Below are 17226 nucleotides of genomic sequence, written 5' to 3'. Positions count from 1 at the left end.
GTCCGACGCCCCGGTCAGGAGGCGCGGGTCGCGTCGGCGAGGACGGCCGTCAGGGGGCGACGCGCCCGTTCGCCCCGAACGCCGCGTAGGTGAGGGGCATGAGCTCGGCCCAGAGGTCTTCCATCTTCTCGGCGCACATCTCGATCTCACGCTGCGGGAAGGACGGGAAATGGGTGCCCTCGCGCTTGGTCCGGAGGCTGAGGAAGTTCATCAGGGACCGGGCGTTCACGGTCACGTACATCGACGAGTAGATGTTCAACGGCAGCACGATGCGCGCGACCTCGCGGGCGATGCCGGCGTCGAGCATGCGCTGGTAGGCCTCGAACGCCTGCACCGACGCGGCGCGGGTGGCCTCGTCGACCAGGGCGGACTGCTCGGGCGTGCCGGGCAGGAAGTCGTAGGCGCCGGGCTTGCCCACCTGCTGCAGGTTGCGGGTGGGGGCGGGCACGTAGAAGACGGGGTTGAGCTCGCGGTAACGACCGCTCTCTTCGTTGTAGCTCGCCATGCGGTGACGCATGAACTCGCGGAAGACGAAGATCGGCGCCTGCACGTAGAAGGTCATCGAGTTGTGCTCGAACGGCGAGCCGTGGCGGTCGCGCATCAGGTAGTTGATGAGACCGGCGCCCTTGGTCGCCTGGGCACCGTCGACCGACGCCTGGGCGCCGTCGAGGGTCAACTCGCCCATGGTGGAGACCCGGGCGGCGAACAGCACGTCGGAGTCGTGGGCGCTCGAGCGGACCAGCTCGACGGTGACGTCGGAGCGGAACTCGGGGGTCTTGGCGGAGGGCACGGCGGGGGTGGCTTCGGTCTCGGGCACGGCGTCGACTCTACCTCGCAGGACCCTCCCGACGGGAAGCACCTCGGGCACCGGCGGACGCTCCCCCAGCGGGCCGGATTACGGTGGCCCCATGACCGACGCACTCACCGTCCTGATCTCCGGCGCCAGCGGCATGATCGGCACCGAACTGACCCGCCAGCTGCGCGAGGCAGGCCACCGTCCGCTCTCGTTGGTGCGTCACGAACCCCGAGCGGAGGACGAGTACACCTGGGTGCCGAGTGCCGGCATCGTCGACCACGACCTGATCGCCCGCGCGGACGCCGTCGTGAACCTGGCCGGCGCCTCCTTGGGTCGTCTGCCCTGGACTGCCGGCTACAAGCGCGACATCCTCGAGTCGCGCCTGGCCGCGACGTCGACGCTCGTCGACGGCATGGCGGCGGCCTCGACACCACCCGCGACGTTCCTCAGCGGCTCGGCCGTCGGCGTCTACGGCGACCGTCCGGGCGAACGATTGACCGAGTCGAGCGGCCGGGGTGAGGGATTCCTCAGCGACGTCGTCGTCGCCTGGGAGGCCGCCGCCGAGAAGGCCCCCGAGGCCACACGCGTCGTGACGTTGCGGACCGGCATCGTGATCGGACCCGGAGGAGGCGCGCTCAAGCCCCTGCTGCCGCTCACCAAGCTGGGCCTCGGCTCGCGACTGGGCACCGGCGACCAGTTCTGGCCGTGGATCAGCCTGCACGACGAGGCCGCCGCGATCGTGCACCTGCTCACGTCGGCCGTGTCGGGTCCCGTGAACCTGGTCGGGCCCACGCCGGCGACGAGTGACCTGATCACGCGGACCCTGGCGTCCGACCTGCACCGTCCCTACCTGCTGGGCGTGCCCGAGGTCGTCATCTCGACCGCCATGCAGGAGGCCGGGCGCGAGATGCTGCTGCCCAGCCAGCAGGTCGTCCCCGAAGCGCTCGAGCGCGACGGATTCGTGTTCGAGCACCGCACGGTCGAGGACGCACTGTCGGCGTTCGTCGACGCGCTCTGACCATTCGCTCGACCCGGACCGGCGAGATCAGCCGGCCGTCTCGCGCCGGAGCTTGATGGCCCAGCGCAGGGCTTGGCGTGCCCGTCGGCGGGCGCCGCAGGCGTCGTAGGCCCGGCCGAGCCGGAACCACGACCGCCCGTCGTCGGGGGCCGCCTCGGCGGCTGCCTTGTAGGCCGGGAACGCGGCGGCCGCCGCCTCCCGCTCGGACCGCCCGGAGGTGCGGCGCGGCAGGTCGTCGACCGGCAGCTCGCCCTCGTCCGCGAGTTGTCGGACGATCTGCTGCGTGCGGAGACCGAAGCGCAGTTCGACCACGAGGGCGAAGAGCCCCAGGAGGGGAAGGACGAGCAGGGCGACGCCGAGCGCGATCGCCACCGGCTCGCCGGTCGACAGGAACAGCACGGCTCGTTGACCGACCAGCACGACGTAGAGCAGCAGGAGCAGCGCCATGAGGAGCGCTGCGGTACGCCCCTTCACGACTCGAGGGGCAGGACGGCGTCCAGGCCCACCACGACTCCGGTGACGCCGGGGGCGGCCTCGATGGCGACGCGGAGCCCCTGCTCGTAGGCGCGTTGCGAGAGCGTGTCGTGCGTGAGCGTGAGGGTCTCGCCCTCTCCGCCGAAGACGACCTCCTGCTTCGCGACGATGCCGCGCAGGCGCATGCTGTGCACCGGCACGCTCGCCACCTGCTGCCCCCTGGCCCGCTGGTCGGCGTGCGGCGCCGACACCGGGCCGAGGTCACGACGGGCCTCGGCGATGAGTTCGGCCGTACGGACGGCCGTGCCCGAGGGCGAGTCGACCTTGCCCTGGTGGTGCGCCTCGACGATCTCGACGGACTCGTAGAAACGCGCCGCGAGGGTGGCGAACCGTGTCGCGAGGACCGAACCGATCGAGAAGTTCGGCACCACCAGGACGCCAGGACCACCCGCGTCGGCGACGACCGTCGTGAGACGGGCCAACCGTTCGGCGTTGTAGCCCGAGGTGCCGACGAGCACCGGGATGCCCGCCCGGACGACGTGCTCGACGATCCCCGGGCTGACGGCCGGGTGCGTGACGTCGACGACGAGGTCGGCGCCGAGGACGTCGTCGAGGTCGTCACGGGACGAGAGACCGGCGTGGAGCTCGAGGCCCGGGGTGCGCTCGACGAGGTCGACGATGAACGAGCCGAGGGTGCCGGTGGCTCCCACCACGGCGATGCGCGAAGTCATGCCGTCCAATCTACCGGGGGCACCCGGACCGACGAGGGCGGTACCCCGACCTAACATGGAGGGCATGCCCCGGTTCCGCGAGACGAGCGTCTCCTCCCCCGATGCCGCCGCCCTCCTGACCGAGTACTTCACCGAGCGCGAGACCACGTTCCCCTCGGCACAGGGCAGCTACACGACGACCCTGCCCGACGCCACGGCCTTCGTGCCCCCGGGCGGCGCGTTCGTCGTCCTCGACGGCGAACCGGCGGGCTCGGACCCCGGCCGGGCCGCCGAGCCGGCCGCGTGCGGCGGCATCCGACTCATCGCGCCCTCGGCCTCGGGGGCCGTGCGGTACGAGGTCAAGCACCTCTACGTGCGTCCCGCCGGTCGGGGGCAGGGCCTCGGTCGGGCGCTGCTCGACGAGCTCGAACGTCGGGCCTCCGCGTTCGGTGCCGACGAGATCGTCCTCGACACCAACGACAGCCTGGCAGCTGCCGGAGGGTTGTACCGCAGCGCGGGGTACGTGACGATCGAGCCCTACAACGCGAACCCGAACGCGACGACCTGGTACGGCAAGACCGTCCGGGCAGAGACCCCGCACGGCACCGCCTGACGAAGGGCGGCCCCGGCGGACGACGGGTCAGAAAGGCTGTTCGACCGGCAGACCGGTGCGCAGCTCCACCGGAAGGTGGCCGAGGTCGTTGTGCGTCACGAGCTCGGGCGGCTTCGCCGACCGCACCCGGATGATCGTCAACCCCGCGTTGGCCTGGTTGACGCCCATCCACCGCCAGTCGGGCGCCCCGAACACCTCGCGGACGAACCATCCGATCACGAAGTTGTGCGTGATGAGCAGGTCGTGGCGGTCCTCTCGGGCCGGGGTGAGCCACTCGGCGACGGCGTCGGCCATCTGGGCCTGCCCGGCCTCGATCTGCTCGTCCGTGACCCCGCCGAAGAACGGCTTGTAGGACGACGGCATGTCGGACGTCGGGCCGGACGGCACGCAGTCGAAGAGGAGGGTCGAGGGCTGCGATTCGAGCGCGGGCATGCGCTCGGTCATGATGGCGGCCGTCTCTTCGGCGCGCTCGAGCGGCGAGTGCCACGCCGCGTCGAAGGGAACGCCGCCGAGCCGTTCGGCGAGCAGGCGCACCTGGCGCTTGCCCCGTTCACTGAGGGGCCCGTCGGGCAGCCCGTGCTCGGCGTCCTGCTGTTCGCCGTGCCGGACGAGGTAGAGGTAGTGGGACACCGTCGTCTCCTGGTTCATCGAGGGGTCGATCCCGACGTCGTCGTCGGGACGGGGAAGGACGTCTCGTCCACCTCGCCGACCACGACCGTCGACAAGGGGCCCGAGAGGAGCTGGGCCGCCAGCGACCGGACGTCGTCGGAGGTCACGGCCTCGACGCGGGCGAGGGACGTGTCGAGGTCGACGAACTCACCCGTCGAGATCTCGGCTCGACCGAGGCGGTTCATGCGGGTGTCGCTGTCCTCGAGGGCGAGGGCTGCAGCCCCTCCCAACTGGCCGAGGGCCCGACGACGCTCGTCGTCGGTGATGCCGTCGACGGCGAGTCCGGCGAGCTCGTCGAGCATGAGGCGGGCGACGTCTCCGGCGTTGGCGGGGGTGCACCCGGCGTAGAGCCCGAAGAGACCGGCGTCCGAATAGCTCGGGGCGAACGAGTAGACCGAGTAGGCGAGTCCACGGCGCTCACGGATCTCTTGGAACAGGCGGGACGACATGCCCCCGCCCAGCACCGAATTCACCACGGCCAACGTGGGTCGGCGGTCGTCCCCGACGGAGATGCCCGGCAGGCCCAGCAGGACGGTGGCCTGCTCGAGGGGACGACGGATCACCTGCAGCGGTTCGCCGGCGACGAGTCCGACGGGCGCATCGTCGCGACGCGGTACGGGCGACGCCGCGTCGGTGGGCCACCCTGCCCGGTTGAGCGCCGCCGTCAACCGGTCGAGGGCGCGGTCGTGGTCGACAGCACCGGCGATGGACACGACGAGGTCTCGGGGACGGTAGTTCTCGCGGTAGTGCCGGTCGACGTCGTCGCGTGCCGCGGCACGGATGCTCTCGGGTGAGCCTCCGATCGGACGCCCGAGCGGATGGTCGCCGAAGACCGACTCGAAGAGCCGTTCACCGGCCATGTCGGCGGGATCGTCGTCCGCCATCGCGAGCTCTTCGAGGATCACCCCGCGCTCGGTCTCGAACTCGGCCGGGTCGAGGGTCGAGGAGGTCACCATGTCGCTCAGCACGTCGATCGCGTCGTCGAGGTCGACGTCGCGCACCCGGGCGTAGTAGCAGGTGTACTCCTTGGCGGTCGCGGCGTTGTGCTCACCGCCGACCGACTCGAACGACACCGCGATGTCGAGGGCCGAGCGGGTCGGCGTGCCCTTGAAGAGGAGGTGCTCGAGGAAGTGCGTCGACCCCCGTTCGGCATCGGACTCGTCGCGGGAACCGACCGCCACCCACAGGCCGATGGTCGTGCTGCGAGCACCCGGCATGCGCTCGCTGAGCACGCGGACGCCGGAGGGCAGCACGGTACGCCTCACGAGCGCGTCGCCCGTGGCGCGGAAGGATATCTCGACCTCGTCGAGTGGGAAGGAGACAGGGCCGTTCATCAGGTCGAGCCTAGGCGACCTCCCCTGCAGTCGTCCGTGAGCGGCTCGGTACGGCTGGCACCCGGATTGGGGGACGATCTTGGGGACAAACAGACAACTCTGTTTGTCCTCATCAGTGTTAGAGTCGATACACCGACGTCGACCCCATCCCCCCTGATGGTCGCCGTCGGCGGCTGGTCGGACGTCGTCAGAAGGTCCGGAGCGCGCGTCCCCCACGCGGCTTCAAGCCGAGACGTCCCAAGGAGCCACGCTGTGACGGTCGATTCCCCCCAACCGGCCGTCCAGCGTCTCCCTGGTCGCCCTCGCGCCGACTCCCCCGTCCCCGGCGCTCGGGTCCGGGTCCTCACGACCGCAGACCGCCTCTTCTACGACGAGGGCGTCCGCGTCGTGGGCGTCGACCGCCTCATCGCCGAGTCCTCGGTGACCAAGGCCACGTTCTACAAGCACTTCGGCGCGAAGGACACGCTCGTGCTCGAGTACCTCGCCGGCCGGCACGACCTCGAGGCCGCCGAGCTGGCGGCCCTCGTCGAGGCCCACGACGGTGGTCGCGCGACCCTCGAGGCCTACCTCGACGTCGTCGTCGCCCGGGTCCAGACCGTGTCGTTCCGAGGCTCGGCCTTCGCGAACGCGGCGTCCGAGTTCAGCGACCCGACCCACCCCGTGCGCGTCGCCATCGCCGAGCACCGCGAGTGGCTGACGGGCGAGATGGTCTCGCTCTTCAAGGCGGCCGACCACCCTTTGCCGGGCGACGCTGCCGACGATCTCGTCCTCGCCCTGGACGGTGCCCAGGTGGGCGCCTATGCCGGCGACGCTATCGCGGCGGCAGCGTCGCTCCGCCGCACGGCGGAACGACTCCTCGCCGCCTAGGTCACCGGCCGACCACATCGGACGCCCGCGTGGCCGGGGGCGTTGTCGTCAGGCACCCCGCGGGGCACCGGTCGACCACGTCACCTGACGGTCAAGCGGAGGCGCGGTCGAGGTCGAGCACCTGGTTGCGCGTGAGCTGGACCCGCGCGGCCTGTGCGAGTTCGTAGACCTGTTTGGCGTTCGTCGCACTCGCGACCGGCGCCACGACGTTCGGCTTGGCGAGCAGCCAGGCGAGCGCGATGGCGGCACTCGAGACCTCGTGGACGGACGCGATGCGGTCGAGCTCGTGCACGACCTTGAGCCCTCTCTTGGAGAGGTACTTCGCCAGGACGCGACGACGGGGGCTGTGCGCGACGTCGGAGCGGGAGCGGTACTTGCCCGCGAGGAAGCCGCTCGCGAGGGCGAAGCGCGGCATCACGGCGAGACGCTGCTGTGTGGCGACGTGAGCCAGGCCCTTCTCGTACTCGGCCCGGTCGAGGAGGTTGTACTGGTTCTGCAGGGCCACCATCGGGGCGATGCCGAGCATCCCCGCCGCGATGCGGGCCTCGTAGAGGCGATTGCCCGAGTGGTGGGAGCCCCCGAACCATCGGACCTTGCCCACCCGGATGAGGTGGTCGACGGCCAACAACGTGCGCTCGAACGCCACCTCGGTGTCGTCCACGTGCAGGTAGAGGAGGTCGATGCGATCGGTGCCGAGCCGCTCGAGGGAGGCCTCGACGGCTCGCTCGATCGCCCGCGGAGTCAACCCGGGGTTGTCGGCGCTCTTGCCCACCTTGGTGGAGACGACCATGTCGTCTCGGGATCGGCGAGAGCGCATCCACGACCCGATCATGATCTCGCTGCGGCCGCCTGCGTAGGAGTCGGCCGTGTCGACGAAGTTGCCGCCGAGGTCGAAGTAGGAGTCGAGCACGGAGGTCGTCTCGGCCTGGTCGGCCGTCCAGCCGAAGACGTTGCCGCCGAGGGCCAGGGGGAAGACCTTGAGGTCGGAGAGTCCGAGGCGCCGGCGCGGTTGGATGATGCCGAGGTCGACCGGAACGGTGGGTTGGGCGGACGAGGCCCGGGCCGCGGCGGCCGCGACGGCGGCAGCGGCAGCGAAGTCGGACGTGGCGGAACGGGCGAGCTCGGCCGTCGTCTCGGTCACGCCGCCCCCTTCTCGTCGCGAACCCCCGATGCGACTCTGTGCGATCGCATGGGGTATGGTTCGCCCTCCGTCGTCAAGAATACGACCACGCGCCCGGTTTCCGCCGCCACCGCACCCAATCGTTACGCCGTGTCGCCGCCCCGATCCGGGGGACGCGCCTCCTGGTCCGATCGCGACCCGAGAGCGGGGCGCCGACGGCGAAGGGCCCGCCCCGACCGAGGTCGGAACGGGCCCTTCGTGGCGTGCTGACTACGCGTCGACGGACTCGTCGGTCGACTGCTCGGTCGCTCCGCTCGAGTCGGTGTCGGCCTCGTCGGCCACGACCGGGGCCAGCGAGAGCTTGCCGCGGTCGTCGATCTTGGTGATCTCGACGAGGATCTTCTGGCCGACGCCGAGGACGTCCTCGACGTTCTCGACGCGCTTGCCGCCGGCGAGCTTGCGGACCTCGCTGATGTGCAGCAGGCCGTCCTTGCCGGGGAGGAGCGAGACGAACGCACCGAACGACGCGATCTTGACGACCGTTCCGAGGAACTGCTCGCCGATCTCGGGGTTGGTCGGGTTCGCGATCGCGTTGACCTGGGCACGGGCGGCCTCGGCCGACGGACCGTCGACGGCACCGATGTAGACGGTGCCGTCTTCTTCGATGCTGATGTCGGCGCCGGTCTCGTCCTGGATGGCGTTGATCGTCTTGCCCTTGGGGCCGATCAGCTCGCCGATCTTGTCCTGAGGGATCTGGACCGAGATCACGCGGGGCGCGGTCGGGGCCATCTCGTCGGGGGCGTCGATCGCCGAGTTGAGCACACCGAGGATCGCGGTACGCGCCTCTTTCGCCTGCTTGAGGGCGGCGTCGAGCACGGCGGTCGGCAGACCGTCGAGCTTGGTGTCGAGCTGGATCGCCGTGACGAACTCGCTCGTGCCGGCCACCTTGAAGTCCATGTCGCCCAGGGCGTCTTCGGCTCCGAGGATGTCGGTCAGGGCCGCGTAGCGGGTCTGACCGTCGACCGTGTCGGAGACGAGGCCCATGGCGATGCCGGCGACCGGGGCTTTGAGGGGCACACCGGCGTTGAGCAGCGACAGGGTCGACGCGCAGACCGAGCCCATCGACGTCGAGCCGTTGGAGCCGAGGGCCTCGGACACCTGACGGATGGCGTAGGGGAACTCTTCGCGGCTGGGCAGCACCGGGACGAGGGCGCGCTCGGCCAGGAAGCCGTGCCCGATCTCGCGACGCTTCGGCGAACCCACGCGGCCGGTCTCACCGGTCGAGTAGGGCGGGAAGTTGTAGTGGTGCAGGTAGCGCTTCTTGGTGACCGGGCTCAGCGAGTCGATCTGCTGCTCCATCTTGAGCATGTTCAGCGTGGTGACGCCCATGATCTGGGTCTCGCCGCGCTGGAAGATGGCGGAGCCGTGGACGCGCGGGATGACCTGGACCTCGGCGTCGAGCGGACGGATGTCGGCGAGGCCGCGGCCGTCCATGCGGATCTGCTCGGTGAGGATGCGGTCGCGGACGACCTTCTTCGTGGCCGACTTGTAGGCGGCACCGACCTGACCGAGGGCCGTGTCGGGCAGCTCGCCCGCGTCGACCTTGGCGGCGATGACGTCCTTCACGCGCGACTTGAGGGCGTCGTCGGCGTCCTGTCGCTCGATCTTGCCGGCGATCTTGTAGACCTCGGCGAGTTCGGTGCCGGCGGCGGCCGTGACGGCCTCGAGCACCTCGTCGGTGTAGGGGAGGAAGACCGGGTAGTCGGCGATCTCTTTCGCGGCCTGGGCGGCCATCGTCGCCTGGGCGTCGACGAGCTGCTTGAGGAAGGGCTTGGCGGCCTCGAGGCCCTGGGCCACGATCGCCTCGTCGGGCTTCGTGGCGCCGCCCTGGATGAGACCCCAGGCGTGCTCGGTGGCCTCGGCCTCGACCATCATGATCGCGACGTCCTCGTTGCCGGCGGCGTCGGTGACGACACGGCCCGCGACGGTCAGGTCGAAGACCGCGTCGGCGAGCTGGCTGGCCTTGGGGAAGGCGACCCACTGGTCGCCGATGAGGGCGAGACGCACACCGGCGATCGGCCCGGAGAACGGCAGACCCGAGATCTGGGTGGAGGCGCTGGCCGCGTTGATCGCGAGCGCGTCGTAGAACTCGTCGGGAGCGATGCTCAGCACCGTGATGACGACCTGGACCTCGTTGCGCAGACCCTCGACGAACGAAGGACGCAGCGGCCGGTCGATGAGGCGGCAGACCAGGATGGCCTCGGTCGAGGGGCGACCCTCGCGACGGAAGAACGAGCCGGGGATCTTGCCCGCGGCGTACGAACGCTCTTCGACGTCGATGGTGAGCGGGAAGAAGTCGAAGTTGTCCTTCGGCTTCTTGCTGGCGCTCGTGGCCGACAGAAGCATGGTGTCTTCGTCGAGGTAGGCAGCGACGGCTCCCTGAGCCTGCTGCGCGAGACGACCGGTCTCGAATCGGATGGTGCGCTTGCCGAACTTGCCGTTGTCGAGGACGGCTTCGCCGAACTTGATCTCTGGACCCTCCATGTGGGGGCTACTCCTCTTTGTTTTGCATCGAGGCCCCGTGTGGGCATCGATGTGTACCGGGAGCGGGCGGCGTGGACGGCATGGCGACATGCACGTGCGACAACGCGACGGAGGCGGTGGCACGTCTGGCCAACAGTAGAAACGGTCGGACCCCGCACCCGACCCGGACGCTCGGCGCCGGTCGGGGCATTCCGCCTGTCACCACCGGTGACCAGCAGCCGTACCGGCCTGCTCCGAGCGCGACTCTAGCACTCGCGCCCGCCAGGCCGGGGTGCGCACGGCGGGTGTCGCCCGGACGGGGAGGCGCGGGGCCGGGGGGACGGCGTTAGGGTCGAGATCATGCGTGCTCACGACAGGTCCGGCCGGGATCGTCGCGCGAGCCGTCTCGCGGTGGCGACCGGCGCCTCCTCGGCTCTCGTCCTGGCGATGCTCGTGGCGCCGTCCGCCGCGTCCGCCGCGGGGTACCCGACCTGGGCTCAGGTGGAGGCCGCGAAGGGGAACGCCGCGGCGACCCAGGCGCAGGTCGACCTGATCGACGCGTCGCTGGACAGCCTCGAGAAGGCCGCGTCCGACCGCAGCGACGAGGCCGTCCTCGCCGACCAGGCGAACGCGACGGCGCGGGCGGACCTCGCGGCCGCCTCGCGACGGGCGGACGAACTCGCCGCGGACGCCGAGCGTGCGCGGGCGACCGCCGACACCGCGAAGCAGGAGGCCGGCCAGCTGGCCGGCAGCCTGTTCCGCACCGGCGGCACGCAGACCATGGGCACCGACCTCTTCACGTCGCCCGACCCCGGGGCCGCCCTCTACCAGCTGGGCTCGTTGACGCAACTCGGCGCACGGTGGCAGACGGTGCTGGCCGATGCGACCAGGGCGAGCAACACGGTGTCCTCGCTCAGCGAGCAGGCGTCCACCGCGGCCGATCGGCGCGACGCCCTCGCCCGCGACGCGCAGGCCGCGGCCGACCAGGCCACTGCGGCGCAGCCGACCGCGGACACCGAGGTCGCCGACGCCACCCAGCGGTCCGCCGACCTCTATGCCCAGCTCGCCGCGCTCAAGGACTCGACGGCCGAGCTCGAACAGCAGTACCGGAGCGGGGTGGCGGCGCAGCAGGCGTTCGCGGCGCAGCAGGCGGCGGCGAAGGCCCAAGCCGCGTCGGCACCGAAGGCGCCGGCGGGCTCGTCGGGAGGCGGCGGCACATCGTCGGGAGGCGGCGCCTCGTCCGGAGGCTCGGCACCCGGAACGGGCGGCGGCGGTTCGGGCGGCGGCGGCACGGCTCCCCCGGTCGGTGCCGTCAACGATCCGGCCGGCGCGAAGGCCTACGCCGCCACGAAGGTCGGCGGCGGGGCCGAGTACACCTGCCTCGTGCAGCTGTGGAACAAGGAGTCCGGCTGGCGCACCAACGCGTCCAACCCGTCCAGCGGGGCCTACGGCATCCCCCAGTCGCTGCCAGGCAACAAGATGGCCTCGTTCGGGCTGGACTGGCAGACGAACTACCGCACCCAGGTCGATTGGGGCATCTCGTACATCCAGAGCAGCTACGGCACCATGTGCTCCGCGTGGGCGCACTCGGTCGCGAACAACTGGTACTGAGGCGTCGGATCCGGCCGCAGGGGGCGACGTCCATCTGGCCGGGGGACGAGAGAACGGCCCCCTCGGCGTGCAGCAGGAGCTGCGTGCCGAGGGGGCCGTCGTCGAGACGTTCGGAGCGCGAAGACTAGCGGCGCAGGCCGAGACGACCGATGAGCGTACGGTAGCGCTCGATGTCGACCTTGGACAGGTAGCCCAGGAGGCGACGGCGCTGGCCGACGAGCAGCAGCAGACCACGACGCGAGTGGTGGTCGTGCTTGTGCTCTTTGAGGTGCTCGGTCAGGTCGAGGATGCGCTGCGTCATCACGGCGACCTGGACCTCGGGGGATCCGGTGTCGCCGGGGTGGGTCGCGTATTCTTCGATGATCCGGGTCTTGACGTCAGGTGCGAGTGCCATTGATGGATCCCCTTTCAGTTCGTTGCGCGGTGCTCGTCACCGGATGTGCGAGCTCTCTTTCTCCGCGGCCGTTCAGACGGCAACCTGAGGAGCTTACCAGACGGGCGACGCCGCTCCCTGTCGCGGTCGGCTCCGACCGCGACGCCGCCGGGGCAGGACGAGTCCGACGAACGCCGCGCCGATCGCCGCCCCGAGGGTGTTCATCACGAGGTCCTGCGGGTCGGAGAACCGCGTCGCCGACAGGTACGTCGCCTGGAGGGTCTCGATGCCCACCGTCGCGGCGAAGCCCACCACGATGCCGACCCACCAGAACCGCTTGGGCAGCAGCAGCGCCGGGAACATGCCCATCGGGACGAACATCGCCACGTTCGCGGCGGCCTCGACCCGGGCGAAGGTGATCCACGAGGTCTCGTCGTGCCGGGCGAAGACGTCGAGCGCCCGCCAGAGGAGCGCCCCGGTGTTCGCGTCGTAGACGCTCGGGCGCAGGGTCATCCAGGCGACCCCGGCGAGGTAGACGAGGGTGAGCAGGAGGAGGACGGCGCGACGCATCCGTCCATCGTGCGGCACCGGTGGGTGGGAGGACGCCCGGAACGGCGGAAGATCAGCCTGGAGGACGACCCGCCCCGGGGGCGACCGCGGCAGGGCCGAGGAGGCGCGGTGTCCGACCGCGCGCACCGCGCCTCCTAGGCTCGTCGGGTGGACGCACTCACCGACCTCTGGGCCCGGATCAGCCAGCTCGCCGCTCCCCTGCCCGGCTCGTGGCTGCTCGGCAGCGTGGCCGCCGGCCTGCTGCTGGTGTTGCTGCCGGGCACCTGGCACACGGTCCGGCACGCCGTCACCGTCGTGCACGAGGGCGGGCACGGGCTCGCCGCGGTGCTGACCGGGCGGCGACTGACGGGCATCCGGCTGCACTCGGACACCTCGGGCCTCACCGTGTCGAAGGGGCCGCGGACCGGGCCGGGCATGATCATCACGCTCCTCGCCGGCTACACCGCACCCGCGATCGCCGCCCTGGGCGCCGCCTGGCTGCTGTCGGCGGGCTACGCGGCCGGGTTGCTCTGGGCGCTGCTGCTGCTGCTCGCGCTGATGCTCGTGCAGATCCGCAACTGGTTCGGGCTCTGGGTGGTGGTGCTGGGCGCCGCCCTCGTCGTCGTCGTGACGTTCTTCGCCTCACCGACCTGGCAGGCCGTGTTCGGCCTCGTCGTGACGTCGGTGCTGGGCTTCGGAGCGCTGCGCGCGTCGCTCGAGCTGCAGCGCAGCCGGCGTCGCTCACGCTCGACCGCGTCGGACGCCGACCAGCTCGCCGGGTTGACCCGGGTGCCGGGCGTCGTGTGGGTCGGCGTGTTCGTGCTCGTCGCCCTCGCCTGCCTGCTCGGCGGGGCGGGGCTGCTCTTCCCCGGGGCGCTCGAGGCCGCGCGCTCGTTCGCCTGAGGCCGGTCGGCGCCCGTCGCCTGATGCGAGGCGTCAGGCGCGAGACGTCAGGCGCGAGGTGTCAGGCGTGAGGTGTCAGGCGGGGGCGGACGAGAGGGCGTGCACGGGGACGTGGCCCTCGAGCCGGGCCCGGCCGCCGAGACCGTCGAGCTCGAGCAGCACGGCGACGCCGGCCACGACGTAGCCCGCGCGCTCGAGCAGGGTGACGGTCGCCTCGACCGTGCCGCCGGTCGCGAGCACGTCGTCGACGATCAGGACGCTCGACCCCGCGGGGATCTGGTTCGGACGCAGTTCGAGCGTGGCCTCGCCGTACTCGAGGGCGTAGCTCTCGCTGAGGACCTCGCCGGGCAGCTTGCCCGCCTTGCGCACGGTGAGCACCCCGACGCCCTGCTCGATCGCGATGGCGCCGGCGAGCGCGAAGCCCCTCGCCTCGATGCCGGCGACGGCGACGAACCCGCCGTCGAAGGGCTCGGAGAGCGCCGTGGTCACCGTGGCGAACGCGTCGGCGTCGGAGAAGAGCGGCGTGACGTCGCGGAAGAGGATGCCGGGCTTCGGGAAGTCGGGGACGACGGCGATCTTGCTGTCGACGAACGAGGAGGCATCGGTGACGGTCATGCCGTCAACGGTAGCCGGAAGGACGGACGCCTCCGCCCTCGCGGCCGCGGTCGTCCGTCCGGCGACGGGCGACCGACCGGTACGTCACGATCATGTGAACAGTCCGGCCCGATGTCGGGGGCCCGTGCGAGAGTGCACGCATGTCGCGGTTCATCGTCCCCCCGTACCTGCTCGCTCACCTCGCCGAGGCCGACTCGCCCCGCCTGCACCGGGCGCCGCAGGCCGCGCGCAACGGCCTGCTCGCGATGGAAGCCGTCGACCGCAACGCGACTCCCCCGGTGGTGCAGGGGGCACTCGGTGGCGAGGCCGTGCTCGAGCGCACGGTCTTCGACGCGCAGGGCACCGAAGAGTTGCCCGGCGTGCGCGTGCGCGGTGAAGGGGAACCGGCCACCGACGACGTCGCCGCCACCGAGGCGTACGACGCCCTCGGCGCCACCTACGCCCTGTTCCGCGAGGTGTACGGGCGGTCGTCGATCGACGGCGCGGGCCTGCCCCTCGATGCGACCGTCCACTACGGCCAGGACTACGACAACGCCTTCTGGAACGGCGAGCGCATGGTGTTCGGCGACGGAGACGGAGAGGTGTTCGAGCGCTTCACGGCATCGGTCAGCGTCATCGGGCACGAACTCACCCACGGCGTCACGCAGTACACCGCGAACCTCACCTACCAGGGGCAGTCGGGTGCGCTCAACGAGTCGGTCAGCGACGTGTTCGGGGCGCTCGTCGAACAGCACCTGTTCGGCCAGACCGCCGACGAGGCGACCTGGCTGATCGGCGAGGGACTCTTCACCCCCGAGGTGCAGGGTCGGGCGCTGCGGTCGATGAAGGCTCCGGGCACCGCCTACGACGACGACGTCCTCGGCAAGGACCCCCAACCCGGCCACCTGGACGACTACGTCGAGACCACCGACGACAACGGCGGGGTCCACCTCAACTCGGGCATCCCCAACCGCGCCTTCTACCTGGTCGCCGAGGCCCTCGGGGGCGAGGCCTGGTTGCGCGCCGGTCAGGTCTGGTACGACACGCTCACCGGCGGCACCCTGTCGACCGAGGCCACCTTCGCCCAGTTCGCGGCGGCGACGGTCGAGGCCGCCACGGCACGGTACGGAGCGGACTCCGACGAGACCCGGGCGACCTCGGCCGGGTGGGAGGGCGTCGGGGTCACCCCTGCGGCCTGAGACCGGTCGGCGCCGGACCCCGCGGCCGCGGACACCGCCGGGGTAACATCGCGCCCATGAAGGTCACCGTGTCGCGCTCCGGTGGTTTCGCCGGCCTCACCCGCAGCTGGTCGGTGGACGTCGACGCCGAGCCCGACACCGAGTCGTGGCTCGTCCTCATCGACCAGGTGCCGTGGTCGCAGGCCCCGGCGTCCGCCCAGGCGGTGCAACCCGACCGCTTCATGTGGGTCATCACGGCCGAGACCCGCCCGACCCGCAAGGCCAAGCTGCCCGAGCAGCAGGTCACGGGGCCGTGGCGCGAGCTCGTGGACCGCGTCCGCAGCACCTCCGAGGCCGATGCGAAGGCCGGTCCGACGCGATGAGCGACCGCGCGCGCCGACCTCGCCGACGACTCTCGGGCGAGGTGCTGGCCGGGCTGCTCGCACTCGTCGTCCTCGTGACGGGCGGGGTCGGTGTGGCCGTGGTGCAGAGCGGCAACCCGCTGAACGTCCGCGGGGCCGTGGCCGCGCCTCCGTGGGGTCGCCCGGCGACCGACCAGCTCGAGACCCGGGCGGCCGCCGCCGGCCTCGAGAACGTCTGGGGCCAGGACCTCGCCATGCACGTGCACACGCACCTCTCGATCACCGTCGACGGGCAGGCGGTCACCGTGCCCGGTGACATCGGACACGACTCCGACGCCAAGTTCGCCGCCGAGATCCACACGCACGACACGAGCGGCATCGTGCACGTCGAGTCGCCCACGCGCGAGACCTTCGTCCTGGGGCAGCTCTTCAGCGAGTGGGACGTCGCACTCGACGGACAGGGCGTGGGGTCGCTCGGGCACGACGACGGACTCGAGCTGCACACCTTCGTCGGGGGCAGCCCCTACACGGCCGATCCGGCCGGCATCCCGCTGCGGGACTTCGAGCGCATCGACCTCGTGCTCGCGCCGATCGGCGAGACGGTCACCGCGCCTCCGGCCTTCGCCTGGCCTGCCGACTACCGCTGAGCCGCGCCGGACGCCTAGCGCAGGTCGTCGGAGCCCGCCGACGAGGTCAGGGCCAGCGGACCGGGACCGGGAGGCGCGTGGTCGTCGGCTCGGACGGCCCGCCCGGTGCCAACAGCTCGAGCAGTCGACCGGCCGCGACCCGCCCCAGGTGCTCGCCGTCGACGTCGATCGCCGGGACCCCCACCAGCCCGAGGGCGTCGACGACCATGCGTTCCGAGCTGACCGTGACGGAACGGTCGCGGTGCTCGTCGGCCCGGAGGACGAACATCAGGCCGAGCCCGATCGCCGTGGCGTAGGGAACGACGGCCGTCGCCCCGGAGGCGAGGACGTCGTCGCTCGCCCGGACCCCGGCCTCGAAGGTGGACGGGTAGGGCCCCAGCACGGTGAGTTCGGCCCGGCCGGCGGCGGCCTCGACCACCGCCGCCGCGCGCTGGACGTCCGCCACGAGCCGCCGGGCCCGCCCAGGTAGGCGACGCGCTCGTGCCCTTCGGCGACGAAGCGCGCCACGAGCGAACCGAACGCGGCCGCCGTGTCGGCCACGACCGACGACGCCCCGGCCACCTCGCGGTCGACGAGCACGGTCGGCTTGTGGCCCGTCGCGGCCCGCACGACGTCGTCGGCACCGCGCGGGGCCACGACGATGAACCCGTCGACCTGGTGTGACAGCCGCTCGAACGCGGCCAGCTCGCCCGCCTCGGCCAACGGGTGGACCGCGACCGTCAGCTGCAGGTCGGCCTCGCCCGCCGCGGCCTGGGCCCCGGCGATGATCGGCGTGAAGAACGCGTTGTCGAGGGGCGGCACCACGGGGCCCACGGCCCCCCGCCGCCCACGGCCCAACGGGCGAGCCGCACGGTTGGGCACGAAGCCCACCTTCCCGCCGCCAGC

The 17226-nt window shown here is 71.5% G+C and carries 19 protein-coding genes and 1 pseudogene; 8 read left to right on the top strand and 12 right to left on the bottom strand.

What is annotated here, in order from left to right:
- Window positions 1–49: 49 nt before the first annotated feature.
- Entirely contained in the window at window positions 50–817 is a 768-nt protein-coding gene (gene thyX, locus AEQ27_RS14045) for an FAD-dependent thymidylate synthase (RefSeq protein WP_235451103.1), read from the bottom strand.
- Between the two features lie 91 nt (window positions 818–908).
- Between thyX and AEQ27_RS14040 the strand changes: the two genes are divergently transcribed.
- A complete protein-coding gene (locus AEQ27_RS14040) occupies window positions 909–1814 on the top strand; it encodes a TIGR01777 family oxidoreductase (protein ID WP_054147230.1) in 906 nt (301 codons plus the stop codon).
- Between the two features lie 27 nt (window positions 1815–1841).
- On the opposite strand, the gene AEQ27_RS14035 is transcribed toward AEQ27_RS14040, so the two are convergent.
- Both AEQ27_RS14035 and dapB read right to left on the bottom strand, forming a co-directional pair.
- Window positions 1842–2288 (bottom strand): hypothetical protein, encoded by a 447-nt coding sequence (locus AEQ27_RS14035; protein ID WP_369813664.1) that lies wholly within the window; start codon window positions 2286–2288, stop codon window positions 1842–1844.
- Window positions 2285–3019 carry a 4-hydroxy-tetrahydrodipicolinate reductase gene (gene dapB, locus AEQ27_RS14030; RefSeq protein ID WP_054147228.1) on the bottom strand — a complete coding sequence of 245 codons (735 nt, stop codon included), beginning with the start codon at window positions 3017–3019 and terminating at the stop codon, window positions 2285–2287. The genes AEQ27_RS14035 and dapB overlap by 4 nt, the downstream gene beginning before the upstream one ends.
- A gap of 64 nt (window positions 3020–3083) precedes the next feature.
- Between dapB and AEQ27_RS14025 the strand changes: the two genes are divergently transcribed.
- Window positions 3084–3611, top strand: coding sequence for a GNAT family N-acetyltransferase (locus AEQ27_RS14025; protein WP_054147268.1), 528 nt, complete (start codon window positions 3084–3086; stop codon window positions 3609–3611).
- Between the two features lie 27 nt (window positions 3612–3638).
- Here the strand turns inward: AEQ27_RS14025 and AEQ27_RS14020 are convergent, their stop codons facing one another.
- Window positions 3639–4241, bottom strand: coding sequence for a histidine phosphatase family protein (locus tag AEQ27_RS14020; protein WP_054147267.1), 603 nt, complete (start codon window positions 4239–4241; stop codon window positions 3639–3641).
- 14 nt (window positions 4242–4255) lie between these two features.
- Window positions 4256–5614, bottom strand: a complete 1359-nt coding sequence (locus AEQ27_RS14015; RefSeq protein ID WP_054147227.1) for a pitrilysin family protein — start codon at window positions 5612–5614, stop codon at window positions 4256–4258.
- A 252-nt stretch (window positions 5615–5866) separates the two neighbouring features.
- Between AEQ27_RS14015 and AEQ27_RS14010 the strand changes: the two genes are divergently transcribed.
- Entirely contained in the window at window positions 5867–6481 is a 615-nt protein-coding gene (locus AEQ27_RS14010; protein ID WP_054147226.1) for a TetR/AcrR family transcriptional regulator, read from the top strand.
- A 91-nt stretch (window positions 6482–6572) separates the two neighbouring features.
- On the opposite strand, the gene AEQ27_RS14005 is transcribed toward AEQ27_RS14010, so the two are convergent.
- Complete coding sequence (locus tag AEQ27_RS14005; protein WP_082383597.1) at window positions 6573–7622, bottom strand: aldo/keto reductase; 1050 nt, start codon at window positions 7620–7622, stop codon at window positions 6573–6575.
- Between the two features lie 249 nt (window positions 7623–7871).
- A complete protein-coding gene (locus AEQ27_RS14000) occupies window positions 7872–10145 on the bottom strand; it encodes a polyribonucleotide nucleotidyltransferase (RefSeq protein WP_043596663.1) in 2274 nt (757 codons plus the stop codon).
- Window positions 10146–10484: 339 nt separating this feature from the next.
- Between AEQ27_RS14000 and AEQ27_RS17890 the strand changes: the two genes are divergently transcribed.
- Window positions 10485–11735, top strand: a complete 1251-nt coding sequence (locus AEQ27_RS17890; protein WP_161805558.1) for a hypothetical protein — start codon at window positions 10485–10487, stop codon at window positions 11733–11735.
- 124 nt (window positions 11736–11859) lie between these two features.
- Here AEQ27_RS17890 and rpsO read toward each other — a convergent pair whose 3' ends face one another.
- Both rpsO and AEQ27_RS13985 read right to left on the bottom strand, forming a co-directional pair.
- Window positions 11860–12129, bottom strand: a complete 270-nt coding sequence (gene rpsO, locus AEQ27_RS13990) for a 30S ribosomal protein S15 (RefSeq protein ID WP_043596660.1) — start codon at window positions 12127–12129, stop codon at window positions 11860–11862.
- Window positions 12130–12222: 93 nt separating this feature from the next.
- Entirely contained in the window at window positions 12223–12678 is a 456-nt protein-coding gene (locus AEQ27_RS13985; RefSeq protein WP_054147224.1) for a VanZ family protein, read from the bottom strand.
- 147 nt (window positions 12679–12825) lie between these two features.
- Between AEQ27_RS13985 and AEQ27_RS13980 the strand changes: the two genes are divergently transcribed.
- Complete coding sequence (locus tag AEQ27_RS13980) at window positions 12826–13560, top strand: M50 family metallopeptidase (protein ID WP_054147223.1); 735 nt, start codon at window positions 12826–12828, stop codon at window positions 13558–13560.
- A 75-nt stretch (window positions 13561–13635) separates the two neighbouring features.
- On the opposite strand, the gene AEQ27_RS13975 is transcribed toward AEQ27_RS13980, so the two are convergent.
- Entirely contained in the window at window positions 13636–14175 is a 540-nt protein-coding gene (locus AEQ27_RS13975; protein WP_054147222.1) for an adenine phosphoribosyltransferase, read from the bottom strand.
- Between the two features lie 140 nt (window positions 14176–14315).
- Between AEQ27_RS13975 and AEQ27_RS13970 the strand changes: the two genes are divergently transcribed.
- The 3 genes from AEQ27_RS13970 to AEQ27_RS13960 are packed head-to-tail and all read left to right on the top strand — an operon-like array spanning window position 14316 to window position 16341.
- Window positions 14316–15353: a M4 family metallopeptidase gene (locus tag AEQ27_RS13970; protein WP_054147221.1), complete on the top strand. Its 1038-nt coding sequence runs from the start codon at window positions 14316–14318 to the stop codon at window positions 15351–15353.
- A 56-nt stretch (window positions 15354–15409) separates the two neighbouring features.
- Window positions 15410–15715, top strand: coding sequence for a protealysin inhibitor emfourin (locus AEQ27_RS13965; RefSeq protein ID WP_054147220.1), 306 nt, complete (start codon window positions 15410–15412; stop codon window positions 15713–15715).
- Complete coding sequence (locus AEQ27_RS13960) at window positions 15712–16341, top strand: hypothetical protein (RefSeq protein ID WP_054147219.1); 630 nt, start codon at window positions 15712–15714, stop codon at window positions 16339–16341. Before AEQ27_RS13965 ends, AEQ27_RS13960 begins: the two co-directional genes overlap by 4 nt.
- Window positions 16342–16387: 46 nt before the next feature.
- On the opposite strand, the gene AEQ27_RS17460 is transcribed toward AEQ27_RS13960, so the two are convergent.
- Window positions 16388–16609, bottom strand: coding sequence for a hypothetical protein (locus AEQ27_RS17460; protein WP_152970388.1), 222 nt, complete (start codon window positions 16607–16609; stop codon window positions 16388–16390).
- Window positions 16609–17226: pseudogene (locus AEQ27_RS17455) on the bottom strand (hypothetical protein); the annotation flags it as partial. The gene AEQ27_RS17460 and the pseudogene AEQ27_RS17455, both read right to left, overlap by 1 nt.

The organism is Frigoribacterium sp. RIT-PI-h (assembly GCF_001297205.1).
Taxonomy (GTDB): Bacteria; Actinomycetota; Actinomycetes; order Actinomycetales; family Microbacteriaceae; genus Frigoribacterium.
The sequence above is the reverse complement of the archived record's forward strand: the minus strand, read 5'-3'. Positions and strand labels throughout refer to the sequence as shown.